Source organism: Alphaproteobacteria bacterium, assembly GCA_015062495.1.
In the GTDB taxonomy this organism is placed as follows: domain Bacteria; phylum Pseudomonadota; class Alphaproteobacteria; order Rs-D84; family Rs-D84; genus Enterousia.
Window position 1 is genome coordinate 454,163 of the sequence record SUUN01000001.1, and the last position, 25,280, is coordinate 479,442.

At 44.5% G+C, this 25,280-nt stretch carries 26 protein-coding genes and 1 tRNA gene; 16 read left to right on the top strand and 11 right to left on the bottom strand.

Annotated features, from left to right (window positions below; genetic code table 11):
- Positions 1 to 50 precede the first annotated feature (50 nt).
- The gene (hemW, locus tag E7008_02315; protein MBE6456753.1) at positions 51 to 1,118 is read left to right on the top strand and encodes a radical SAM family heme chaperone HemW; all 1,068 of its coding nucleotides are present in this window, start codon (positions 51 to 53) and stop codon (positions 1,116 to 1,118) included.
- Between the two features lies 1 nt (position 1,119).
- Positions 1,120 to 3,102 carry a M13 family metallopeptidase gene (locus E7008_02320; GenBank protein MBE6456754.1) on the top strand — a complete coding sequence of 661 codons (1,983 nt, stop codon included), beginning with the start codon at positions 1,120 to 1,122 and terminating at the stop codon, positions 3,100 to 3,102.
- Positions 3,103 to 3,613: 511 nt separating this feature from the next.
- Here E7008_02320 and E7008_02325 read toward each other — a convergent pair.
- The 4 genes from E7008_02325 to E7008_02340 are packed head-to-tail and all read right to left on the bottom strand — an operon-like array spanning position 3,614 to position 8,872.
- Entirely contained in the window at positions 3,614 to 4,912 is a 1,299-nt protein-coding gene (locus E7008_02325; protein MBE6456755.1) for a hypothetical protein, read from the bottom strand.
- Positions 4,912 to 6,402 carry a hypothetical protein gene (locus E7008_02330; protein ID MBE6456756.1) on the bottom strand — a complete coding sequence of 497 codons (1,491 nt, stop codon included), beginning with the start codon at positions 6,400 to 6,402 and terminating at the stop codon, positions 4,912 to 4,914. Before E7008_02330 ends, E7008_02325 begins: the two co-directional genes overlap by 1 nt.
- The gene (locus E7008_02335; protein ID MBE6456757.1) at positions 6,402 to 7,595 is read right to left on the bottom strand and encodes a hypothetical protein; all 1,194 of its coding nucleotides are present in this window, start codon (positions 7,593 to 7,595) and stop codon (positions 6,402 to 6,404) included. Before E7008_02335 ends, E7008_02330 begins: the two co-directional genes overlap by 1 nt.
- A gap of 2 nt (positions 7,596 to 7,597) precedes the next feature.
- Positions 7,598 to 8,872, bottom strand: coding sequence for a hypothetical protein (locus E7008_02340; protein ID MBE6456758.1), 1,275 nt, complete (start codon positions 8,870 to 8,872; stop codon positions 7,598 to 7,600).
- A 67-nt stretch (positions 8,873 to 8,939) separates the two neighbouring features.
- On the opposite strand from E7008_02340, the gene E7008_02345 reads away from it, so the two are divergent.
- From E7008_02345 to E7008_02360, 4 genes are all read left to right on the top strand, one after another.
- Positions 8,940 to 10,229, top strand: a complete 1,290-nt coding sequence (locus E7008_02345) for a hypothetical protein (GenBank protein ID MBE6456759.1) — start codon at positions 8,940 to 8,942, stop codon at positions 10,227 to 10,229.
- A gap of 68 nt (positions 10,230 to 10,297) precedes the next feature.
- Positions 10,298 to 10,810 carry a hypothetical protein gene (locus tag E7008_02350; protein MBE6456760.1) on the top strand — a complete coding sequence of 171 codons (513 nt, stop codon included), beginning with the start codon at positions 10,298 to 10,300 and terminating at the stop codon, positions 10,808 to 10,810.
- A 75-nt stretch (positions 10,811 to 10,885) separates the two neighbouring features.
- Positions 10,886 to 11,098, top strand: a complete 213-nt coding sequence (gene rpmE / locus E7008_02355; GenBank protein ID MBE6456761.1) for a 50S ribosomal protein L31 — start codon at positions 10,886 to 10,888, stop codon at positions 11,096 to 11,098.
- 37 nt (positions 11,099 to 11,135) lie between these two features.
- On the top strand, positions 11,136 to 11,840 hold the full coding sequence (locus E7008_02360) for a hypothetical protein (protein MBE6456762.1): 705 nt from the start codon (positions 11,136 to 11,138) through the stop codon (positions 11,838 to 11,840).
- 33 nt (positions 11,841 to 11,873) lie between these two features.
- On the opposite strand, the gene E7008_02365 is transcribed toward E7008_02360, so the two are convergent.
- Both E7008_02365 and E7008_02370 read right to left on the bottom strand, forming a co-directional pair.
- Positions 11,874 to 12,374: a translation initiation factor IF-3 gene (locus E7008_02365; GenBank protein ID MBE6456763.1), complete on the bottom strand. Its 501-nt coding sequence runs from the start codon at positions 12,372 to 12,374 to the stop codon at positions 11,874 to 11,876.
- An 87-nt stretch (positions 12,375 to 12,461) separates the two neighbouring features.
- Positions 12,462 to 13,241, bottom strand: a complete 780-nt coding sequence (locus E7008_02370; protein MBE6456764.1) for a hypothetical protein — start codon at positions 13,239 to 13,241, stop codon at positions 12,462 to 12,464.
- 81 nt (positions 13,242 to 13,322) lie between these two features.
- On the opposite strand from E7008_02370, the gene E7008_02375 reads away from it, so the two are divergent.
- On the top strand, positions 13,323 to 13,739 hold the full coding sequence (locus tag E7008_02375) for a peptidoglycan-associated lipoprotein (protein MBE6456765.1): 417 nt from the start codon (positions 13,323 to 13,325) through the stop codon (positions 13,737 to 13,739).
- 539 nt (positions 13,740 to 14,278) lie between these two features.
- A complete protein-coding gene (locus E7008_02380; GenBank protein ID MBE6456766.1) occupies positions 14,279 to 14,497 on the top strand; it encodes a helix-turn-helix transcriptional regulator in 219 nt (72 codons plus the stop codon).
- A gap of 25 nt (positions 14,498 to 14,522) precedes the next feature.
- Here E7008_02380 and E7008_02385 read toward each other — a convergent pair whose 3' ends face one another.
- The 5 genes from E7008_02385 to E7008_02405 form a co-directional block, all read right to left on the bottom strand.
- A complete protein-coding gene (locus E7008_02385; protein ID MBE6456767.1) occupies positions 14,523 to 14,786 on the bottom strand; it encodes a 50S ribosomal protein L27 in 264 nt (87 codons plus the stop codon).
- A gap of 12 nt (positions 14,787 to 14,798) precedes the next feature.
- A complete protein-coding gene (gene rplU / locus E7008_02390; protein MBE6456768.1) occupies positions 14,799 to 15,098 on the bottom strand; it encodes a 50S ribosomal protein L21 in 300 nt (99 codons plus the stop codon).
- A gap of 130 nt (positions 15,099 to 15,228) precedes the next feature.
- On the bottom strand, positions 15,229 to 16,161 hold the full coding sequence (locus E7008_02395; GenBank protein MBE6456769.1) for a class I SAM-dependent RNA methyltransferase: 933 nt from the start codon (positions 16,159 to 16,161) through the stop codon (positions 15,229 to 15,231).
- Entirely contained in the window at positions 16,161 to 16,814 is a 654-nt protein-coding gene (locus E7008_02400) for a porin family protein (protein ID MBE6456770.1), read from the bottom strand. Before E7008_02400 ends, E7008_02395 begins: the two co-directional genes overlap by 1 nt.
- An 18-nt stretch (positions 16,815 to 16,832) precedes the next feature.
- Positions 16,833 to 17,567, bottom strand: coding sequence for a hypothetical protein (locus tag E7008_02405; GenBank protein MBE6456771.1), 735 nt, complete (start codon positions 17,565 to 17,567; stop codon positions 16,833 to 16,835).
- On the opposite strand from E7008_02405, the gene E7008_02410 reads away from it, so the two are divergent.
- The 8 genes from E7008_02410 to E7008_02445 all read left to right on the top strand — a co-directional run bounded on the left by E7008_02410 (position 17,537) and on the right by E7008_02445 (position 25,252).
- The gene (locus tag E7008_02410; protein MBE6456772.1) at positions 17,537 to 18,514 is read left to right on the top strand and encodes a DUF1009 domain-containing protein; all 978 of its coding nucleotides are present in this window, start codon (positions 17,537 to 17,539) and stop codon (positions 18,512 to 18,514) included. The genes E7008_02405 and E7008_02410 overlap by 31 nt on opposite strands.
- Positions 18,515 to 18,582: 68 nt before the next feature.
- Positions 18,583 to 19,761, top strand: coding sequence for a hypothetical protein (locus E7008_02415; protein ID MBE6456773.1), 1,179 nt, complete (start codon positions 18,583 to 18,585; stop codon positions 19,759 to 19,761).
- A gap of 15 nt (positions 19,762 to 19,776) precedes the next feature.
- On the top strand, positions 19,777 to 20,376 hold the full coding sequence (gene recR, locus E7008_02420; protein MBE6456774.1) for a recombination protein RecR: 600 nt from the start codon (positions 19,777 to 19,779) through the stop codon (positions 20,374 to 20,376).
- On the top strand, positions 20,367 to 21,197 hold the full coding sequence (gene rsmA, locus E7008_02425) for a 16S rRNA (adenine(1518)-N(6)/adenine(1519)-N(6))-dimethyltransferase RsmA (GenBank protein ID MBE6456775.1): 831 nt from the start codon (positions 20,367 to 20,369) through the stop codon (positions 21,195 to 21,197). The genes recR and rsmA overlap by 10 nt, the downstream gene beginning before the upstream one ends.
- Positions 21,198 to 21,233: 36 nt before the next feature.
- Positions 21,234 to 22,943 carry a hypothetical protein gene (locus E7008_02430; GenBank protein MBE6456776.1) on the top strand — a complete coding sequence of 570 codons (1,710 nt, stop codon included), beginning with the start codon at positions 21,234 to 21,236 and terminating at the stop codon, positions 22,941 to 22,943.
- A gap of 85 nt (positions 22,944 to 23,028) precedes the next feature.
- The gene (lspA, locus tag E7008_02435; protein ID MBE6456777.1) at positions 23,029 to 23,565 is read left to right on the top strand and encodes a signal peptidase II; all 537 of its coding nucleotides are present in this window, start codon (positions 23,029 to 23,031) and stop codon (positions 23,563 to 23,565) included.
- Positions 23,566 to 23,567: 2 nt separating this feature from the next.
- Entirely contained in the window at positions 23,568 to 25,124 is a 1,557-nt protein-coding gene (gene yidC, locus E7008_02440; GenBank protein MBE6456778.1) for a membrane protein insertase YidC, read from the top strand.
- A 51-nt stretch (positions 25,125 to 25,175) separates the two neighbouring features.
- Positions 25,176 to 25,252, top strand: a tRNA-Asp gene (locus E7008_02445).
- The last annotated feature ends 28 nt before the right edge of the window (positions 25,253 to 25,280 follow it).

The window sequence follows — 25,280 nt, forward strand, 5'->3', positions numbered from 1 at the left end:
TAAAAGTATTTTCATTTCCCCCTTGCACATGATTTTTGGCGGTGTACAATGTGGCAGATATGAAAAATGCGCCCCACAACATTTATATTCATGTGCCATACTGTATGTCCAAGTGCAATTATTGCGCATTTATGTCGGTGGCATGTGAATCGCCAGACTGGCGTACGTATAGTGATAGCATATGTGCAGAACTGATGTTTTGGGCCCAGAAAATGGGCAAAATAGATATCCCGACAATATTTTTTGGTGGTGGTACACCGTCACTGATGCCGATTGATTGTTTTGAAAGAATTATGGATACAATCTGTAAAAACTTTAATGTTGTGCCGAACGCAGAAATTACAATTGAATCAAATCCAGGGACGCTGGATGCGGAAAAACTGCGCGCGTTTTGCAAGGCGGGGGTTAATCGATTGTCCATTGGGGTACAAAGCCTGGATGACGACAGGCTGCGTTTCCTGGGGCGGCGGCACAGTGTGGCGGATGCATTAAAACTGATAAAAATCGCCCAGGATATGGAACTGCGCGTGTCGGCGGACTTTATATATGGATTGCCAAATGACACGGTGGATGACGTAATCAAAACATGCAGGCAGATAAATGGACTGGGGCTGGGGCACTGTTCGATGTATGAACTGACCATAGAGGCCAACACACCATTTGGCAAAATGAACTTGCCAATGCCGGATAATGACACAATGGCACAGATGTATATGGCAATCGGCGATAATTTGAACATCCCACGGTACGAGGTTTCTAATTATGCAATCCCGGGGGCAGAATGCCAACATAATCAAAATGTGTGGGATGGACAACCATACATTGGGATTGGGCGCGGCGCGGCGGGACGCATCTTAATTGACAACGTGTGGTATGAACAAAGGGGGAATCACGCGCAATTTGAACCGATATCAGACGACACACGTGCGGTCGAAGTTGTAATAACCGGTATGCGCACCGTTCGCGGTTGCCAGTTGACAGGGGCGACGAAAAACGTTATTGATATGAACTGGGCAAAGAATCATCCGGACCTGGTTCAAATTAATGGGGAACGAATTTCAGCAACCCCACAGGGAATGCTGATTCTGGATGATGTAATCGTAAATTTGGTGAAGTAAAATGGACAGTAAATTTTGGAACTTAATCGGCATTATCGCAGTCGTTGCAACGGTTGCATGGGCATATTTTTACACAAAGGAGAAAGTTGTTATGGCGGGTATAAAATTAGAAAACATGGATATGACAGTCAAAGCGGGCGACGATTTCTATGCATACGCAAATGGCGGATGGCAAAAACGCAACCCGATTCCGGATGACTATGCCAGATTTGGCGCGTTCGAGGTTTTACGCAACACAAACCTGGAACGGACACGCGAAATTGCCGAAAATGACGGCGGCAAAATTGGCGCGCTGTACAAAATCGCAATGGATGAAAAAAAATTGAACGCAGATGGGGTAAAGCCCGTTCAGCCACAATTGGATGAAATAGACAAACTGACACGCGGGGATTTGGAATCTTATATGGGGAAAACGTTCACGTTTTCTGCCGCATTCTGGGGCGATGGTGTGGCATTGGATGAAAAAGACAGCGAACATTTCCTGTATAATATTGGCCAGGGCGGATTGGGACTGTCGCGTGATTACTATTTCGATAAGGATGCCAAATCAATTGAAATTCGCAAAAAGTACAAGGAATTTATAAAAAAACAAATGGGCAACTTTGGCGTCAAAGTGGATGTGGATAAGTTATATGCAATGGAAGAAAGAATGGCCAAGTCATTCTATCCCAAGGAAAAACTGCGCGATCCACATGCGAACTATCATAAAATGAGTATCGAACAAGTCAAAAAACAGTTTACAGGGTTTGATTGGGATGCTTTCTTATCTGCACGTGGCGCAACGGCGGCGAAATTTATAAATATTGCCCAACCCGAGGCAATCACAGAATCAATCGCGATTATGAACGATACGGATTTTGAATTGATTAAAACATATTTAAAATATCGTATTATCAGTGCGGCGGATTCAGTGCTGGACGATAAAACGTATGATATTTCGTTTGATTTCTATAATCGTACAATGGCCGGTCAGAAAGAACCAAAACCACGTTGGAAACGTGCGGTCGCCATGATTGATGATTCATTGGGCGAAGAAGTTGGACGACTGTATGTTGAAAAGTATTTTTCGGCCGACGCCAAGCATCGCATGCAGACGTTGGTAAAAAATCTGCAAATGGCGTATGCGGCACGTATGGAAAATCTGAAATGGATGTCAGACGAAACCAAGCAAAAGGCGTTGGAAAAACTATCAACATTTCGTGCAAAAATTGGCTATCCAGACAAATGGCGCGATTATTCAAAACTGGAAATCAAAAACGATTCACTGTGGGAAAATATGGTGCGCGTCGCACAATTCGAAGATGCGTTCTGGATTGAAAAAATTGGACAGAAAAAAGACCCAAGCATTTGGTATATGAATGCGCACGAAGTAAACGCGTATTATGACCCATCAACAAATGAAATCTGTTTCCCGGCGGGAATTTTACAATATCCTTTCTTTGATATGGCGGCGGATGATGCATTTAACTATGGCGCAATTGGCGCGGTTATTGGCCATGAAATGACGCATGGATTTGATGATTCGGGACGCCATTTTGACAAGGACGGAAATATGAAAGATTGGTGGACAACATTGGATTCAGCACGTTTTGAAGTGCGCGCAAATGTTATGAAGGAATTTTTCAACAAAATTAAAATTAACGACGAAGTTAACGCCAACGGTGAATTTACATTGGGCGAAAACCTGGCGGATTATGGCGGTGTGTCAATCGCGTTTGACGCATATAAAAAGTTTGGCACACAGACAGGGGACGCCGAAAATATCAGCGCAGATCGTCGGTTCTTTATCGCGTATGCCGGCGCGTGGGCGCAAAACATTCGCGCGGCCGAAGAAATTCGCCTGACCAAGGTTGATGAACATTCGTTGGGCAAAAATCGTGTAAATGGTATTTTACCCCATATCGATGCATGGTATCAGGCGTTTGATATCAAACCAGACGATGCAATGTACATCACACCGGGCGAACGTGTAAAATTGTGGTAAATTAAAATCCCCCGTTCGGGGGATTTTTTTGAGATATGAGACAAGAAACATGAGATAGGAATACTTCGCTAAATAAAAGTTTATCTTAGCATTTGTATTTTTGTATTATGCGATATATAATTATTATGCACTGGGGGATTTCCAGTGTTGGGATTAAGCACCTATTTAAACGCGTCTGAAAAGACGATAAATCTCCAACCATTGGTTGGAGTGTGGTGAATATATTGAATAAGCCCGCAATTTCGTTTAAATTGTGCTTAAACTCCAACCGCTTTTGATTTCCAATTGCGGTTTTTTGTTTTATATCGTGGGGGTTGAATATGGGCATTGGACAACGAATTGAACAAATAAGACAGGAACAAAAAATCCCGGTGTATATTATGTGCAATCATTTGATGATTGAGTCCGAGGCAGAATATCAAAAAATTATATCAGGCATCATACAACCAACAATTTTTCAGCAAATAATGGTGATAGTATCGACACGATCGCCATTGTTTTAAAACCGTGATTATTTCTTGCCGGAACGGATGATTTTCCACCAATCTTTGGCTGTGCCGGATGTTTTTTTCCATAATGTTGTTATGTCGCCACGCATCTGGTCGCCAACCTTGGTCGTGATTTTGCCCCCCAGGTTTCCCGCGATTTCCATACCGCGATTTGCAAACCACCAGGTTAACGCAATAACCAACGCTGTTTCCAAGAATCCGCCAGGCTGCAAATTTGGCACACGGGACGCCAGGTTTGTATCAACCACCCCCGACATTAATGCCGCACAAAATGCAACAACAATGGACAGCGATACAAAATACAGTGCCGATTGAACAAAACGCTCAATCTGTTTATCCAATGATTCGGCGGAAAATATTCCCAGGAACTGATTAAATATATTGCCCGCCATGCCTTTGTACGCGGTTTTGCCAATGGTTTGTGTCAGGGCGGTAAACGGCAACATCATAACCCCCAGAAACAAATCTGCGATTACCCCCAGTGCCATAAACGCAAATTTCCACGCCAGCATTATAAATGCCACAATAAATACAATTCCGCCGATGACTGAAAAAGCACTGGTGCCAATTCCGGCGGTTATCCATTTCCAACCGGCTGCAATCGCTGTATAGCAAAATCCAGACATACGTGTCGGCACACACAGCATATCCGCCGCAGCCGTCGCATCAACAATATTATTTGGTGATGTGTGTGCAATGGCATATTCACGAATGGCGGCACACGTATCGGGTAAATCTGCGCCCGCACTTTGGGCGACTGCGCCCAATATCATATCAGATACGTATGTGCCGACACTGACAATTGGGCCCATTATCCACATGAAAATTTTCGCCGGCCCAAATCGCAGTATGATAACCCAGACGGCAATCATAGTTCCCTTTTTCACAATTTCCGTCAGGTGTTTTTGGATGTCGCCCTTGCCCGATTGCATCATGTTATACGTGTCAAACATTATCCAAAATGCAAACGCAATAAACATAAATATAATTACAAATCGCACCAGGGACGAATCCAATACATCTGAAACAAATGATAATGCGTTCATAAAGGCCAGACCGATTTTCGCCTCTATCGGGACATAGTCACGAACCAATTGCGCCTGAAAATCACCCTGAAACTGTTCAATATCGGTTGAAATCTGTGATGTGAATTTTTCACGATTGTTGTCGGTCGCCCACGAACCATAATCACCAATGTCACCCATTGGCAAATTCGCTGATGCCCCAAATGCAGATGACACCAACCCAATCGCCAAAACAACGATGAATATTTTAGACAAGATTTTTCGCAACGCTTTCATTATTTCTTTTCCATCGCCTTGGTAATTTTTTCGGTTATCTGGACAGGTACAGCCCATAATTTCTGGCCCAGGTCATGCACCCATGCACCATAGTCAAACTGTTCCCCGGTGGATACGTTTGCGTCTTCGCCTGGGATTGGTAATTTAACCGACCCCTTGGGCAATAACCCGTCGATTTTCGGACTGACTGCATAATAGTACAGAAAGAACAAGAACACCATCATCAGCAGGAAATCCCAACCGTCAGACAGAAAATCAAATGCGCCGGGGTATGTGCGTTCCACTTCGGCACGTCGGGCGGTAAAGCAACTTTTGAATAAATCTTTGTCCATTTCACCATTAACCAATGCAACACTTTCACAGGTTGCAAACACGTTCATTACAGATAACGTCTGGGCATCTGGGTTTTCGGCATGCATTCCCATCATTGGTGGCAAAATCGCAGTATAGCCATCACGCGGGCCGGGGAAATACATGTCGGCACAGAAAGACACCGTCGCATAGATAACCAGAACCTTTAACGTAATCGCAATAATTCGCACGGCAGATGATACAACCATACCAATCGCATTACTGAACAGTTTATTCGCCTTGGACCAAGTGCCTTCGAATGCAGACGCAGCCAACAATAATGGCAAAAATATTATTATAAACACCAGTTTGAATACGATTGACAGAATCTGAAAAAATAAATCAAATCCGATTATCAAGAACATCAGCACCAGCGTCAATCCCGCCAGCCATGTAAACGCCCCGCCACCCAAATCCATCCAGGCATAATTCATTAACGCAAAACCGCCCGCCGCACCCGCCAGCATTACACTGTTGATATTTCCCATAACACACATAAATGGTTGCATGATTGGGTTTAGTATATCGGCCGTGTCACCCGTATCATGATTTTCCAACGCACCACATTGCGCGGCATCAGACACACCTGTTGCCAACATCCCCAATTCCGCCCCAACATATAAGACCGGTGTAATTGTTATCTGGGATACGCTGCGCAGGGCGGCGTTTCCACCCATTCCCAGTGCGCCCATTAAAACGCCAACAACCATCAAACGCACAGCCAGTTTCCAGATTTTATCCCACCAGGCCTTTAATTCGATTTTGTGTTCGGTTGGTTTTTCATAATTTATTGTTTTCTTGGCGTGATCAAAGATATACTGGGCCGTATGAATAAACAAAAATATACCAAAACCAATAACCATTAAAACCCACAGATTATCAACCATCAATGTCCAGAAACGTTCGGTCGCATCACCAATTACCGAAAACAAATCAGATATATATCGACACATAAAACAGCCGTTGGCACTGCTGATATCGCCATTTTCAACCCCGGCGGCGGTTAAAAAGTTCCCCATACTGGTATATGTTAAGGCCGCGCCACTGAGTGATGATGACAAATACCAAATCCCCAGCCCCAGCGCAATCGCACCCATAATAAAACGAACTGCAATTAAAATCAGTTTAGCCTTCCACATTACTTTTTATCTTTGTCTTTGTCACCACCACTGATGATTGTTTCGCCAATTTTCTTGGTTGTATCGACAACGTTTTGGGTCAATTGCATCATATCATTTGCCAATTGTTCACTTAACTGTTTATTTTCACTGACACCGAATACAGACAGAACCATTTTTGTAACCTGGGGGATTTGACCCTGTAAAAAGTTTAATACATACACCAATACAATACAACTGGTCAACGTCATCGCTTCAAGATTTGTCATATCTAATTCTGCGTCAAATATTTCACCCGTTGTGATTGCGTTCATTAAATCCGCACTGGATACGTCAGGCGCAGCAAAAAACTTGGCAATAATCGCCATAATTACTGTGTATGTAATAACCGCAGACGCCAACGTGATAATCGCGTTAATTAGATTTTTAAACTGGTTCACGCCAACTGTTTTGCCCAGGCCACCAAACCATTTTGGCACATTGTCTGCACCGTTAAACGCAAACAACATCAGTGACAGCGGAAAGAAAAATGCAAAATATGCCATCGCGATAATAATGTCTGCAAAATAACAGCAATAGCGAAAGAATAACTTAAAGAAACTCCACGTTAAATACAGCCCCATAACAAACAACATTATATGTTTCAATAAACTGCCCACCCCCAGTAACGCGCGCCATGTAAACGCAGAATCCATTACCGCAATGCCCAATTTCATGTATGATTGGAATTGGGTGATTGTCGTCTTCATCAGCAGAATAATTTTGTCACGCAATTGGGGGCGATAAAAACCGTCGGTGCTCATTTGCTGGGGTTGATAAGTGACCTTTTGTTCAATGGTCGTGTCATCCAGATTAATCATTGCAGCGGTGTATGTTTGGGCAACCTGGGCAACGGGTTCAAACGTAACGGTCGTTATAAACCGCGGCAACGCAACACCCATACCCAACAGACCAATACAAATAATCGCATTAACAAATACGCGTTGGATGGATTTTTCATACAATGGATCGGACACATTGCCACGCACAGTTTTCCAGACTGCGTTTATTACAAAAAACGAAAACATGACACAGAACAGAACAACGCAAAAATATGCAAATTTGTCATATACCAAGGCCGCCGCATCGGACACAATCTGGAACAGGCGATCAAACACGCCACAGCCCCAACACTGAACCGTCGAATCCACCAAAGATGACAGCCATTCATTCATTGTTATTTTTTACCCTTAATCCAACCGACCGCCTTACCCACAGATTTGCCCCAATTTTTTATATTGCCTGTTATTGTGCCAGCATCTGACTTAACCTGTTTGTACAGGCCGTCCATGCCACTGCCGATATATTTATTTAACTGTTTCTGCGTCAGGTCGAAAATTTTCAACATCAAATAAAATGTCAATATCGCAGACAGCCACATAATCGAATGTTCACCAAATCCCATGGCAGCATTCGCAACGGTGGGGACGTTGCTGTATGACGAGCCACCAGCCGCAACAACAAAGACAGACGTGTTCCACTGGAACAATGCCCGAATTATCGCCAGGTTTATACACAACATGAACGAACACGCAATCATGGTGACAATTAATTGTTGCAGGGCCTTGGTAATACCACCAAATGCCGGCCACACGTCCAGCCATTTGTCGCTGGATTTGAATACATATGTCAGTACATAGAACGGATATAAAATCAGTTGCATTCCAAAGTTAAATATGCCTTGGATAATCAGCAGTGCCATGAAAATATTGCTGGATACGAATGTGAATATCAACAGGATTCCGGTTATTAAATTCAGAAAATCTTCGCCACCATGCGGAATCAATGTGATTAATCCACGCAGACCAGTTGTCAAAAAGTCAAAACCACGCTTAATAATTTGATTGTTCGCATGTGACAGGTCGGAGACAGGTTGGACCAAGAATTCACACGAATCTGCGGATATCCATGCCTTGTCAACAATGTCGGCGGGACATTCAACGTCGGGCGCAGACATGCCCCCTTGGTTAATCTGTTCTGTAATTGCGTGGGTGTACACCGCACCCAATTGCAGAAATGGGTTAACCAACCATTCGGTCATGTATACAGGCTTTAACTGTAACAGTAAAATAGACGCAATAACCGCACGAAATCCAGGCTTGGCCACGTTTTCAACAACCTTGAAACCGGTGATTTTTCCATCCGCCAATTCGCCCCCACCAGAAATGCCAATGAATCCCAACCACTTTTTTGGGATATACATTTTTGCCAGGCTGACCATTAATGTGAAACCCAGAAATAACCAGATTAAAATTTGGATAATTCCCGGATTATCAGATGTACCAACAAAGAATTCATATGTTCCAGTTGCCACCATCATTAACGCATCCAAAACCATGGGAACAAATGGCGATAAATTTAATGCATCAATTATGTTTGCATGCGCAGGAATCGGCGCAAAAAACACCGCCACAAACATCAGGGTTAACAAAGACTTTTTTATGAAATACATTCTCTGATTTATATTTATCTTTTCAATTATATCACATTTGGGACAAAATGTGGTATAATTAAAAACAATGAATCGTCTGAAAAAATTTTGGATTACGTTTTTATCATTCCTGCCATTTACGGCGGGGGCGGCTGCGCCGTTTATTGTCGGCGGCATCGCAGGCGTGGGGGTAATTGCCGGCTTTTCAATATATCGTTCCAGTGCACCGGTTGATATGAATGCGGCATATTCTTTTTTTTCTAGTTGCTGGTCATGCCAAATGTTTGCGGATATTATGGCAACAATGTCCAATATGTTGCCCCGTATTTATAGCGCGCTGGGGCATGTGATTATTCCGTTTGCAGTAATGCTGTCGGCGATTTGGTTTGCATGGCGATTGGTGGATAACTTTTTAAATCAAAAGGTGGAACAACCATGGTCTGTGGCCAATACATTTACAACACACCTGTTAAAGTTGGCATTTGTGTCAACATTGCTGGTTGCGCCATTGCCACGTTTAATTTCCGAAATCGCAATCGAACCGATATTTAACGTGGGACTGTCATTAAATCGGGCGGTTGTACATGATGATCAGTTTGACGCGTGTGTTGTTGCAACCGCAATTGCAGACCCGGTTTCAATCGATGAACGTGCGGCGAATCGCGGTGCGTTTTCGCCAAAACTGCGACACAACCTGGCATGCGAATTGGCCGGTGTGCACCAGATGACAGGACTGGGGATGACAGTTGGTTGGACGATGATGAACATGGCATTCGATTCGGATTATATGCACGAAATTATGTGGGGTATTCCAATCTTTCCGAATGTAATTATGCTGTTTGGGGGACTGGCGATATTAGTGTTATTCTTTATGGCATTGTTACCAATCCCGCTGTATTTTCTGGAAATATTTATAACACTGTCGCTGGATTTGATAATGTTGCCACTGATGTTGTTGGCATGGCTGTTCAAGGGGTGGAAAATATCACTGGCCGGGGCGGGAAATACGATTCGCGGAATTATCGATTATGTGATTTCTGGGACACTGGGTTTGGCTGTGACAGGTATATTTGTTGCATTCGCAATAATGTTTTTAAACGCAATATTTGGCGATTGGGCGGGCGCACCGGCATTGGCGACGGCACTGACCAATAACGATTCGAAATTTTTAATGGACGCGTTGATGATGCGCAATGACAGCCTGGTCACTATCATATTGATGGGAATATTTATTGCGATGTTTATGACTATGATTCCAGCCCTGTCCAAGACACTGTTTAGCGTCCAGATATCAAATAATTTCTATGACACGACAAAAAAGAATATGGAAATTGTGTGGAAAAACCTGAAAAAATGGTACGACACAATGAAAAAATAAAAAATCAAGTCCTTTATTTAACCACGCCCCCTTTTTTGTAACATCCGAATCTGATATAATTCATACCAATGACAACAAAGTTTCCGATTCTTTATTGGCCACGCAGAACAACTGGGGATAATGAATACCAGTTGGCGCGCAAAGTAATCAATAACACGACCGGGGTTATGCCAGATGTCTGTACAGACGATGTGGACATTTCTGCGATTTTGGACAAAAACCCAAATGCCACGATTTATTATCCTGTATTTTGTGGTTCGACCGGTTGGTGGGGTGAACTGTTGGGTGGGGACGCAGTGGTCAGCGATAAATTAATCATATCGCCAGAATGCCAATTGATGGTTATCGAATCAAATAAAAACGCCAAACCGCACGGCCAGACACAATTGTTGGCGGCGGAAATATATCCGGCCAGCGGGTTCTTTAAAAAGATGAATTCGGGTATCGCCACGGTGGCTGATATGTTGGCAACCGATGCGGGGACAATTTTGGCACTGTTTTCAGGTCACAACCCAAGCCAGTTCATAAACGTCCTGGAATCCACAGGGAATTCATACCTGGGGTGTATTGGACGATATTAGAATGCTATTATTGCTTGATTTCTGTAAAAATACTTGTATAATTTGCGGGCTAAAATTCAAACAAAGGTAGATATCATGAAACAAGGAATTCATCCAGAATACCACGAAATCAACGTCACGCGCACAGATGGCAAGACAGTAAAAATGTATTCTTCTGTAAAAAAGGACTTGGTTTTGTCGACAGATAACTTGAACCATTCCGCATGGACAGGCCAGCGTTCCAACGCCGGTGAAAAGGGCCAGCGCGCGGCAGAATTCAAATCAAAATTCGCTGGGTTCAACTTCTAAATTTAATAATAAATACTGCTTTACGGGGGGCGGCGACATGGAACTGTTGATAAAAGGTTCGACTGAATTAAACAAAATGTTTATGGCGCTGCAGCGTACGGGGGCGTCGTTGCGTCGCGATTTTGGCGAAGTGGAAAGCCTGCAACAATCCCTGCGTGGCGCGCATGATTTTGTGCAAAAGGCGGCCAACCGTATCGAAGAAAGTATTCTTAATGACCTGTTGCTGGTGCGTCCGGCGGCGGGTTTATTAACACCAAACGTTTCACGCACAGGCGATGGACGCGACGAATTTGTGTTGGCACTGTCAGGGGCGGCAAATTTTGTGCGTGGCAATCCACACTTTGCAATTTCATTGGCATTGCGTTCAAACGACGAAACAAAAATCGCACTGGTTTATTCACCAATTGACGAACGCCTGTATTATGCCGAGGCCGACAATGGCGCATATGTGTTTTCGGCATTCCATTCGGCGCGTATCAAAACATCGAATCAGACCGAAGAATCTGAATTAACAATCGGATACAACACGTCTGATGCGCGACCATTGATTGGCGATGTGCGTCGTACGGGATGTCCGGCACTGGATTTGGCATGGGTTGCAGCGGGTAAATTTGATGCGTATGTGTCCGATCCATTGGACTATGCAGAAATTGCGGCGGGCGACCTGATTGTACGCGAAGCCGGTGGCACAATCGAAATGATGGCCGATTTGGTTGCAACAAATGGAAAAATAGAATTTTAAGGCAATAAAAAAATCCCGCGTTTGCGGGATTTCTTATTTTGTCGGTGCGACGATAATTGATTTTGTTCGTTCGTCTGGTTTGGATTTGGATTCCAATGTGCCACGATCGCCGATAATTTCCAGGATACGTGCGAACAATTCTGGGACGGCATCTTTGCCGCGTGCCAGAACCTTTTTAGAACCGCGGGTCATGACGGCAATTTTAACCTTGTTACCAGAATCCAGAAATTCAAAAACCTTTTTCATTTTGATGTTCAGATCGTTTTCTTCGATAAACGGTTTGACCCAAACTTCCTTCATTTCGATTGTTTTTTGGTTTTTGCGAGCCTCAGACGCGCGTTTTTTCTGTTCATATTTGAATTTGCCATAGTCCATTATTTTGGTAATTGGCGTGGCGTTGTTTGCGTTAATCTCGACCAAATCAAGGCCCAAATCCATCGCCATTTGCAACGCCTGGGACGTTGGCATAATGCCCAGATTCTGGCCATCATTGCTGATAACCTGGACAGATTTGGCAAAAATTTTGTTATTCATACGTGGCGCGTTGTCACGACGATTATCACGATTATTTACGGGTTTAATTGTGTGCTCCTTTATTAAACATGCGCAAATTATTAACTATTATTCGGCACTTTTCAAGATATTTTGCACGTTTTGCAACGCATTCCATACATCGCGCTTGGCCGCGGGCTTTAATATCAAGTAATTCGGGTGAAATATTGGCACACATGTCGCACCACAGGTCAGCGTAACCGGCACGCCATGCGATTTTGCCAGGTTTACATCCGCAATCTGCGTTGCAGGCAATGTCCCCAGGGTTAAAATCACCCGTGGGCGCAACAATTCGATTGCACGATCAACAAATGGGCGCGCCATGTCTAATTCCGTCTGGGACGGCGTGCGACCACCGGGGGTGCGCCAAAACACCATTGGTATAATTGATACGGTTTGGCGACTTTCGCCAATGGCATTCAGCATTTTATCCATCAATTCGCCCGTCGCGCCCGATAAAATGTTACCCGACGCATCATCATCCGCCCCGGGGATATCCGTTATTATCATCAATCGACCATTGCCGATATGTGGCAAGATTGTATTGGTCGCAGTTGCACGCAGCGGATGATTAAATTCGGCAATCATACGGCTTAGTGTTTCCATATCGGTTGGGCGTGACGCCATGGCGCGCACAGTATCAATTGACATTGTCTGAATCGGGGCGACGGCCGGCACAACAGATGCGGCGGCACGACCGATTTCTGCGACAATTGTCGCCGCGGTTGGTCGCACAGGCATATCCACAGTTTCTGGGACCGGCTTGGCACGTGGTGCCATTATGGGCGTGTCTGAAATTTCCCATCGAATACCCGCCAAATCCAAATCGCGCAAATTGTAATCGGACATTTTTTTGGTTTCCCCCTTGATAATTGCTATATTTTATAGTACAATATACCACGAGCAACAGAAACTCAAGGGAGTAATTTCATGAAATTAAAAAACTTTGCTTTGTTGGCGGGCGTTGCTGGCCTGTTGGCTGCATGTGGCGGTTCTGCAATTGTTGAACCAGCTGATCTGAACGAACAGCGCGTATTCTTTGGCTTTAATTCAGCTGAAATTTCCGAAGATGCGAAAAACAACCTGTTGGGTCAGGCACTGTATATGAAAAACCACGAAGATGTGAAAATCCAAATCGCGGGTAACTGCGACGAACGTGGTTCAACAGAATACAACTTGGCATTGGGTGCACGTCGTGCAAACGCCGCGAAAAGCGTTCTGGTAAACGACGGTATCGATGCAAAACGTATTTCGACCATTTCTTATGGCAAGGAACGTCCATTGGTTCAGGGTTCTGGCGAAGAAGTCTGGAAATGGAATCGTAACGCCACAACAACAGTTAAATAATAATTGTTGATAACAAAAATCCCCCAATGTCCACCCACGCAAACATTCGTTTGCGCGGGGCTCGGATGGGGGATTTTTTTTGAGACATGAATACTTCGCTAAATAAAAGTTTAGCGGGGTATTTATTTTTTTAGAAATTAAGAACTTTTGTCATCCCCGCGTAGGCGGGGATAGGGGCTATAAATCGCGCACAGCGTGCGCAAAATAAGTATTTTCAAAATTTCCTAGACCCTATTCCTGCCTGCGCAGGAATGACAATTTTTGTGAACAAAAATTGTAAAAATTATCCCACTAAACTTTTATTTAGCGAAGTAATTGAATATGTAAAAAATATCAGCTATAATATAGGGGCATTGGGAAACCGGTGTGGGGTGTAAGAACCCGTTACAGATAGTCGGAAGACTTTAAATTTTCTCCAACAATTGGTTGGGGGGCTGTGATATATATAAATAAACAGCACTATATCTGTATAGTTCTTAACCTCCAACCGCCTTTTGTGCGGTTTTTTATTTAACAAAATAAAAAAAGGGAGGAATCAAATGGCAACACTGTTGGTTGATGCGAAATATTTTGGTAATTATTTGCGCATGGCACGTAATTCAATGAATATCACGCGGTTTGAATGCGCAAAATTATTGGGTGTGTCACATTCAGAATTGATTAAGATAGAAAATGGCAAAATTTTAATGCCCGATAAAATAATTCAAAAGGTTATGACGAACGGTATGGCGATGATTTTATGTAAACGACGAAAATAAAAATCCCGCAATTTGCGGGATTTTATTATTTTGCTTCTTCGGGAACAACTGAAACCGTTCTGCGGTCGCCGTTACCACGTTTGAATTTCACAATACCTGCGATTTTCGCAAAGATTGTGTGGTCTTTGCCCATACCAACATTCAGGCCCGGGTGTACAGATGTACCACGCTGGCGAATGATGATATTACCTGGGATTACGCGTGAACCACCAGATTTTTTTATACCCAGTCTGCGCCCTTCTGAGTCGCGTCCGTTCATTGATGCGGAACCCGCTTTCTTATGTGCCATAGTTCTGCCCCCTTATGCCTTGATTTCTTTGATTTTCAAAACAGTAATGAACTGACGATGACCGGCGGTGCGGCGATAATTCTGGCGACGTTTTTTCTTGAACACCAAAATTTTGTCAGCACGTTTCTGTTCAATTACTTCTGCGATAACCTTGGCGCCATCAACAAATGGTGTGCCAACCTTATCACCGACCATTAAAACCTGGTCGAATTCGATTGTACCGGTCGCATTCAGTTTTTCAACCTTGACAATATCGCCGTTTGCAACGCGATACTGTTTGCCGCCGGTTTGAAAGATTGCATATTCGCTCATTTTCTTTCTCTTGTGTTTTATTGTTTTTGGTTCATTTTGCCGTTTTGGCGAAAAGTTTATGCAAATTTTATGCTTTTTATATCAAAAGTCAAGCATTTTGTCGAGAAGTTTATGCAAAACGCATATTTTTTTAGTCCTGTTTATCAAAAACCGCAAACAGTTCCCAATGCGCACTGCCCACAAACTGGTCAACGGGTATCAGTTCGGTCATTTTATAGCCGCCACGGGTCAGCGTTTTTGCGTCGCGCATAAATGTGGATGGATTGCACGAAACATAGATTATGCGCCCAACATTGCTTTTAATCAGTTCGCGACACTGCGCGTCAGCGCCGGCACGCGGCGGGTCCATAACAACCGCGTCATAATTCTTTAACATTCCAACCGTCAGGGGATGCGAAAACAAATCACGTTTTGTGCCTGTGCCAACAATGTCAAACCCGTCTGCATTTAGTGCAAATGTAAAATTCCCCAGTCCACAGAACAAATCCGCCACACGGCGCGCGCCAGACGCACGCGATACAACCAATTCACGCAACGCGTCTGCGCCCGCGACGCTGGGCTGCAAAAACGCGCCGGACGGATACGGAACAGTTACGCCAGAAAATGTCACAGTTGGTTGTTCGGTTTGTTTTATTACCTTGTCATTCCAGGTAATGCGAATGGCGGGTAATTTCATCGCCGCATCGCGAAATTCGGGCGTAAAGTACGGTACAGACGACGTGATTGCGACATCAACCCCATTGTCGCATTGCGTCACCAGGCACGCACCCGCCCCACCCCATGGCAACGCCGCCAACATTGGCAAAATATTGTTTATTTCATCCACCACGTTCGGACAATGACGCACAGGTATTATATTTTTTGTGCCATGTTCATAAAATCCAAAATCGCCACCGGCGAATGCAAAGTCGGCCCTGCGTCGTGCGCCGGCATCAATCCAAATCGCATCGCCTACGTTTGGTACGCGGGCCAATTCGCGGGATTTTTGTTGCTTGTAATCAGTGGCTGTAAAATCGAATTTACAGCCACCGCATTTACTAAAAAATGGACATGTCTTGGCCATCAGAAACTGATGCGCGCCCCAACGCGGAACTGGTGCGATGACGGATTTAATTTTTCAATCACGTCCGTACCCGGCGCAAACATATAGAAATATCTGTACCCAAAATCCAGCGCAAATATCGAACTGAATTCTACACTAATCCCCGCCAGCGCAGCGGCAACCGGAGAAATCTTTTTATCCAGTCGCACCCCATCATCCGCCGAATTCCATGACAGACCAGCCCCCGCACCGACATACGGGACAATCATTTGCGAACGGAATATGCGATAGATATTATCGATACGCGCATCAAAAATCGCGTTTACAAGGAACGTGTCGCCCGTCAGGGACAAATCATTATATTCGGCATTTGTCCGCAGATAGTTTAATTCCATGCGAAACGTATCATATACGCGCAGACCGGCAAAGCCTTCGAAACTGTGGGTGTTTTTGCCGCGGATTTCAATGTTGTTGTCGTCGGTATAATCCTGCCACATGGCGAAATTATACATGCCACCAACATAGAAACGACGTGTGCGGGCGTATGCTTCGTTATCCAGGCCAGATGGCGTTTGCGCAACTGGCGTTTTGATTTGCTCAACACGATATGGAATTGCCGCGTTTGCCATCATTGGCAATGCACACAAAAATGGTAAGATAAACTTTGCTTTCATTTTTAGACCCTGTCCCTGTTAAAAGTTCACACGAATTGACGCCATGATATTACTGATATTGTCCACGCCACCGGCACGCACGTCCCAACCAAATCCGTTACCAATCATCATCTGGTACTGGTACGCAATATCAATCCCAATCAGATCTGTGAACATAATATTGAATCCCAGTGTGGCACGCGGTGCGGCGATAACAAATCCGTCTGCGCCACCCATGCCTTCGAAATCATAGACACCCAACCCTGCGCCAATGCCCATAAATGGTACGAATGTACGACGGCGCGTTATGTCGCCCGTCTGGATATAGCGGCGCGCAAAATCAAAGTACAACATTCCGCCCACGGTCTGGTACGTTGCACGGCGTGCGTCCAGGTCAGAAAATTTAAGCGTTGAAGCCATAAAATCAATTTCAGTACGAACATACGACGATAAATTCCATCCCAGTCCAATCTGGGTTGTATAACTGCCCGAACTCTCAAATTCGGCGCCACCAAATGTGGCCTTGTCCGTCGCAAACCCCAGGTTCAGACCACCACCCATACGCACATACATTGATGTAGGGATATACATCTGAATATCATCGGGTGCAACGACGCCAGCGATTTCGTAAACTTCGCGTCCCAATTCACCAGGGGCGTCTATTGGCGTTTCATCAATGGTTGCACGCGCACCAATCATATCGACCCCACGCAGAATTTCACTGCGAAATTTATCAGCATCGTATGTGGTGGCATTTGCACCAAATGTTGCCATTAAAATTGCCAGAACGGATATTTTTTTCATCTGTTTATACCTGTTATTATATATATCAAATAAAATTTTATCATAAATTGCAACTTGATTCCAGTCTGATTTATTCGTACGATATGGTCATGCGTAAAAAAAATACAGATAAAAAAATAGCATTGGTGGCGGGGGCGTTGGACCTGCCGTTCTTTACGCGGGATGCGTTGCGACGCGCGGGTTGGGACGTGTTTGTGATTGGCCTGCGTGGATTTGTTGATATGCGATTAAATCCCGACATGGTAATTCGTCTGGGCGGTGGCGGGCGCGCAATACGCGAATGCCGGCGACGTGGGATTCGACGTGTTACATTCGTTGGCGCGTTGGGACATCCAAACTTTTCAGATGTACGACCCGATTTGTGGTCACTGATGACATTGATTAAATTATTAAAACATCAACGGGGGTATGATTCTATGGCGGTTGCATTTAACAAGGTTTTAGAGGGCCAAGGGTTTGAAATTGTCGCGGCCCAGGATTTAGCACCTGAATTGACATTTGAAACAGCAGGGGTTCAGACCAAGACTAAACCCAGCGCAACAGATAAAAAAAATATAGATCGCGCGATTGAGGTTTCACACACCATCGGCCGCGCGGACATTGGCGCATCCGTCGTTGTCGACAAACAGGTTATCGCAGTCGAAGCAGCCGAAGGTACGGCACGCATGCTGGCACGCGTGGTTGAAATGCGAAAATCAAAACGCAGGTCCAGTGGCGTTTTTGCAAAAATGACAAAACCTGGCCAGGATTTACGTATCGATATCCCGGCAATTGGGGTTGATACAGTCAACGCGGTTGCAGCGGCACATTTGCGCGGAATCGTTGTGAATACCAAGACATGCTTTGTTGTGAACAAACCGGCCGTAATTTCGCGGGCAAACGAACTGGGGATATTTATATTGGCATTGGATGAATAAAACAGCGCCCGAATGGGCGTTTTTTTATTTGTTGACCCAGATATTTATTTTTTACTAACATAATTTGTATGAGAAGAATGTTAATTCCTTTACTTTCACTGGTGTTATGCGCGTCCGCGTTTGGCGCGCAATATCGCGCGGCACTGGTTGCAGATATGGACACGGGACGCGTTTTATACCAAGAAAACGCAAACGAATTAAACTATCCGGCCAGTTTAACAAAAATTATGACACTGTATCTGACGTTTGATGCGTTGGAACATGGGCGATTGTCGTTGGATGATTATTTGATTGTGTCACAATCGGCGGCAAATGCAGAACCGGTAAAGTTGGGGCTGGCGGCGGGCTCAAAAATCCGCGTAGAAGACGCGATTAAGGCGGTTGCTGTATATAGCGCAAATGATGTCGCGCGTGTGTTGGCAGAAAACCTGAAGGGCGGCCAGGAAGAATCATTTGCAGATTTAATGACGCGCGTCGCACGCGAAATTGGACTGAATAATACAAATTTTGAAAATTCATCTGGACTGCCAAATGATGACCATATGTCAACGGCACGCGATATTGCATTGCTGTCAATGGCGGTGTATAAACACTTTCCACAGTATTGGCATTTCTTTGGAATAAAATCTTGGACATATAACGGAAAAACATACACCAACGGGAATCGACTGTTGACATCATTCAATGGCTGCGATGGAATGAAAACAGGATACACAAAAAAGTCTAAGTATTCGTTGGTTGCGACTGCACATCGTGGAAATACGCATTTAATGTCGGTGGTGTTGGGGGCAGAAAACAAAGATGTGCGCGCAAATGTCGCGGCACAGATGTTAAATCGTGGTTTTTCAATGTTGAACAGTGGTGCGCAACCAGTTGTAAAAAACACATATGTGCCACCAGTACAACAGACGGCGGTACAACAACCAACACCAACAACACAACACGCGACAACATTCGCCACGGCGTACAATACCGCAACCAGTCAGGCAATGCCTAAATATACAGGTGCAGCAATCACACCAAACAAAACAGGTGGCACAGGCGTTCAATTTGGCGCATTTTCCACGGAATCGGCCGCACAAACCCAGGTTGCAAATGTAAAAAGCAAATTGGGCGTTAGTGCAGTTGTTGAACCAACGGGGACGGGGCTGTATCGTGTGCGTGTATATGGACTGACCGATACGACGGCGGGTGAATTAAAAACAAAAGCGACCATGAACGGGATTGACAGTTATGTTTTTCATTAGTATTTTATATACGCTATGAATCCAAAAATTGAAAAATTGATTAAGTTATTTGCAAAATTGCCACGCGTTGGTTCACGTGGCGGACAACGCATTGCACTGTGTTTATTACAGGATAAAACCGGGCGGGCCGATGCGTTGGCGGCCGCAATTTTGGACGCCACACAAAATATTGCACCATGCCCAAGATGTGGCGTTTTGACAGACCGCGGGGGAACGGCCTGTGAATTTTGTCGCGACGCGGGGCGCGCGAATGGGCAACTGTGCATTGTGCGCGATTTGGCGGATGTTTGGACATTGGAAAAATCGTCTGTATTTCATGGCAGATATCATATTATCGGGGGACTGTTGTCGGGGGCGTCTGGCATATTGCCCCAGGATTTAAATATTGCAACATTGCCGGCCCGTATATCGGATGAAAAAATAACAGAAATTATTTTCGCACTGCCCAACACGGTCGAAGGCAAAACAACACAACATTACATTATGTCGTCGATTGGTGACGCAACAGGGGTGGCGTTTTCAGAACTGGCATCTGGTGTGCCGTTGGGCGGGGATTTAGATTATTTAGACGACGGAACATTAACGTTGGCGTTTGGGGGGCGTAAATCACTGTGACAAACGCGATTGAAAATTTACCACCAGTATCAGAAATGATGCGCGAATGTGGTTTAGAACCCAAGAAGCAATTTGGGCAAAACTTTTTATTCGATTTGAATTTAACGGGACGCATTGCGCGCAGCGTACCAGATATCGCAACCACACCCGTGGTCGAAGTTGGGCCGGGACCGGCAGGATTGACACGTGCGATTTTATTGGCGGGCGCGAAACGTGTGATTGCAATTGAAAAAGACAAGACAACCGCGCCTATTTTATCCCAGATTATTGATGCATCGGTGGGTCGATTAAGTGTTATTTATGAGGATGCGTTGCGGGTTGATTTTTCAAAACTGGGGCTGGATGAATATGCGGTGTGTGCGAATCTGCCGTATAATGTGGGGACAGAGTTACTGATTGGATGGTTAAAGAAAATTGCGGGCGGTGAAAAAATAAAATCATTAACACTGATGTTCCAGCGCGAGGTGGCGCAGCGTATCACAGCACACCCAGGCGACGAACATTATGGACGACTGGCGGTGTTAACATCGCTGATTGCGGACGCGCGCATTTTATTTGATGTGCCAAATACTGCATTCGTGCCACGCCCCAAGGTTCAATCCGCCGTTGTACAGATTATTCCAAACCCGGAAAAAATTGCCCGGTTAACAGACCTGGCAAAAATCGAACAGGTAACCGCAAAACTGTTTGGCCAGCGACGCAAAATGATTCGCGCAATTATGCCAAATGTTAATTGGACACAATTCGGATTGACCGGCACAGAACGCGCGGAAAATTTATCACCGGAAATGTTTGCATTGCTAGCAAATAATTTGTTATAGTTTTTATATCAGGACATAGTGAGGGGGGGGAGTTATATGTCTTTATCACTGTTGGCATTTTTTGCAATAGTATTTGCATTGGTTTATATGTTGCGCATGGCGCGTATTGGCGCGTTGGCTGCGTTTTTAATCGCAGGTGTTTTGTCGGGCCCATATGTGTTTGATTTATTCGAACTGTCCGACACATGGACATTCCTGGGGGATATGGGAATTATATTTTTGTGGTTTAATATAGGACTGGAAATAAATATGCGGCGTCTGTGGCGGATGCGACGGACAATATTTGGATTTGGCGCTGCCCAGGTGTTGATGGTTGCGGTTATGCTGTTTCCATTGTTGTTTGGGGTGACAACATGGACAATTATGGGTTGCATAATGGTGTCGATGATGCTGGCGATGTCCAGTACATCGGCTGATTTGCAATTGCTGACCGACCGCAATCAGCTAAACACCGAAATGGGGCGACAGACATTTTCGATTTTGTTGTTCCAGGATTTATTATCGATTCCACTGTTGGCAATGTTACCTGCGTTTGCAGGAAAGTCTTTTAGCCTGGGGGCAACTGCGATTGATGTTGTTGTAATATCGATTGCATTGATTGTGTCTGTAATTGTTATCGGGCGATTTGTGATGAACCCCGTTTTGCGACATGTTGGAAAATTAAAATCCAAAGAAGCGTTCCTGTTGGCTATTATGCTGAATATTGTAATTTGGGCGGTGTTGGTTGACCTGATGGGCTTGCCGGCGGGACTGGGGGCGTTTATGGCGGGTATGCTGATGTCTGAAACAATATACAGACACCAAATAACCGCAGAAATTTCACCATATGCAACATTATTCTTGGCATTTTTCTTTATATCACTGGGGATGGGGCTGAATTTACCACTGTTGGGCGATAACTGGTATATTGTGTTGTTTGGCCTGGTTGGGTTTATGGCGTTAAAATTTTTCGCAATTTATATGGTGGCACGTGTTCGTGGTGTCAAACCATATGATTCGGTAATGATTGCACTGATTCTGGCCCAGGGGGGCGAATTTGCATTGCTGATGTTGCAAACGATGAAAACCAGTGGCATTAATGCAATCCCGGCTGGTCACGAAGAAATATTGACAGCGATAATTATTCTGTCGATTATGATGACACCGTTGTTGTTGTGCCTGTTCGATTATTTACAGCGGCGCGGGAAATTATTTCCCCAGCATTTTCCACGTACACTGGATGATGCCGATGAAAATATTAAGCCGGATGTTATCGTGTGTGGTTTTGGGCGCGTTGGACAAATTGTATGCCAGATGTTGGACGCAAATAAAATCCCATACCTGGCAATCGATTTAGATGTAAATGCGGTTATGATGGGGCGCGAAATGGGATTTAATGTTGTTTATGGCGACACAACTAATCGCGATGTGATGGTTGATTTTGGATTAAAACCGCGGCGTGTCAAATCGGTTGTGGTGGCATTGGATAATGCGAATACCGCACGCAGATGTATATTGACGGTCAAATCAATCGCCCCACGGGTCAAGATTTTTGCACGGGCGCGAAACCTGGCAGATTCACAGATGCTGATGCGCGAAGGTGTTGAAACGGCATTACCAGAAACAATCGAATCATCGTTTATGTTGGGTTATAATGTGTTGGCGCATGTCGGCGTATCAGACGCAAAAATAAATGATTTAGTGTGCGATATGCGCAGTGATAATTATTCAGCATTATCCACCGTTATATCTGATAAGCACGATTAATATATGTCCCCAGATTCATGGGGACATTTTATTTGATTTTATACTTGCATATTGTTATATTGCAACCTATATAGGAAAGACATAAATGAAAAAGACAACTGTGATTTTATCGATTATTTTGGGTGCTGTTTTATTAGACCAGATAACCAAGGGGATATTGCTGTATCTGATAACAGGTACATTGCCGTTGGCGGGTGCTGCGTGGGATGTCGTGCCCGTGCCATATTTGATGGCGCACGTGTTTGATTTCTTTAATATTGTATTCACATGGAATCCAGGGACGTCATTTTCACTGTTTCGGGCGATGGGTGAATCTGCGCCAATGATATTGATTATTGCCACGGGATTTATAACGGGGTTCATTTTATACTATCTGTGTCGTCGTGCAAAATCGTACGAGGTTGTGCCACTGGCCTTGATTGCGGGGGGGGCAATTGGCAACTTGATTGACCGAATTCGTTTTGGCGCAGTTATCGATTTTCTGGATTTTCATGTTGGCGGGTGGCATTGGCCGGCATTTAATGTGGCAGATATTTGCATTGTTGTTGGTGTGGGGCTGTATCTGTTGTGTTTGTATATTGCGCGACGCAAGTGTTTGAAATCAATAAAGGATGGTAATTAATTATGGTTCAGTATTTGGATAAAAATTCAGGATTTAATATGTGGAATGCAAATAAAAATGCAGACCAAAAAAAATCACCTTTTTCGGGATTCTTGTGGTGGGCATTAATCTTTGTCGCCGCATGGTGGATGGTTGGCGTATTTATGTCGCCAAAACAGACCGCACAACAAACAGACACAACAAGTATCCAGGATATATCAAATGTGCCGGTTTCAAATATTGCATCCGATAAAATCACCGCATCTGTTCAGGGGCTGCGCATATCTGATGTCAAATTATCTGATTTTAATGTTGCGCCGGACACGGATGAAAATGTTGTCCTGATGGGCGCAGATGATAATTTTATTGAGGTTGGACTGATTGCCACCGGAACAACAACACCCGTTGCCACAACCGTTTGGAAACAGACCGATAATACATACACATGGCGTAATTCCGATGGGGTTGAATTTACGCGTTCAATTGTTCCGGATGGATATACGATTACAATCACAGACACAATTACAAACAAGTCGGGGCATGATGCAAGTTTTGCACCATATGCACGCGTTGTGCGTGATAATGATATGAAATCTGCGTCGGGTGTTGCAAGTGGTGCGGTTGCATATGTAAATTCCGATGTCGAAGATGTTATGTGGCAAAAACTGGACAAGAAATCATACGCATATTCGACGACAAATGGATTTGCAGGATTTGTTGATCAATACTGGGAAACGATTGTATCCATTGATACACCGGATCAAACAATCCGCGTCAAAAAAGTCGGGGATAAATACACAACTGATACCGCCGCCGGTGCAGTTACAGTTGCCAATGGCGCAAGCGCAACAATCACAACAAATATATTTGCCGGGCCACGCGATCAAAATGTTCTGGATGCGGTTGAATCTAAAATTCCAGGAATCGCTGAAACGATTGATTATGGTTGGTTCTGGTTCTTGGCACGGCCAATGCTGTGGGTGTTAAATGGGATTCATCATGTTGTGATGAACTATGGTGTTGCGATTATCATTATGACAATTTTGTTGCGTATGTTGATGTGGCCGCTGACACGCAAATCATATGTTTCAATGGCCGCAATGCAGAAAATGCAACCCGAAATGCAGCGTATTCAAAAACTGTATGCAAATGATAAAATGCGTTTACAGATGGAAATGATGAAACTGTACCAGACGCATAAAACATCGCCAATGTCGGGGTGTTTGCCAATGCTGATTCAGATTCCAATATTCTTTGCATTGTACAAGGCGTTGTTGGTATCGGTTCAGATGCGAAATGCGCATTTCTTGTGGATATCTGATTTGTCGGCGATGGACCCATACTTTATATTACCGATATTGATGGGCGCGACGATGTACCTGCAACAACGGTTGCAATCGCCAAAAACAAATACATCTGGCAACGATGTTGCGGCACAAACACAACGTATGATGCGTTGGATGCCGATATTGTTCACAATAATGTTTGCATGGATGCCGGCGGGACTGGTTCTGTATTGGACGGTGTCGAACATATTTGGCATAATCCAAATGCAGATTATAAAAAAGCAGGCACAATAAAAAAAAGTACTTGCATTTATTCCGGGAACGGTATAATATGCATAACGCTTTGGGGTTGTAGCTCAGCTGGTTAGAGCGTCTGCCTGTCACGCAGAAGGTCGCGGGTTCGAGCCCCGTCAATCCCGCCAGTATTTACACCGTCATTTCTGACGGTGT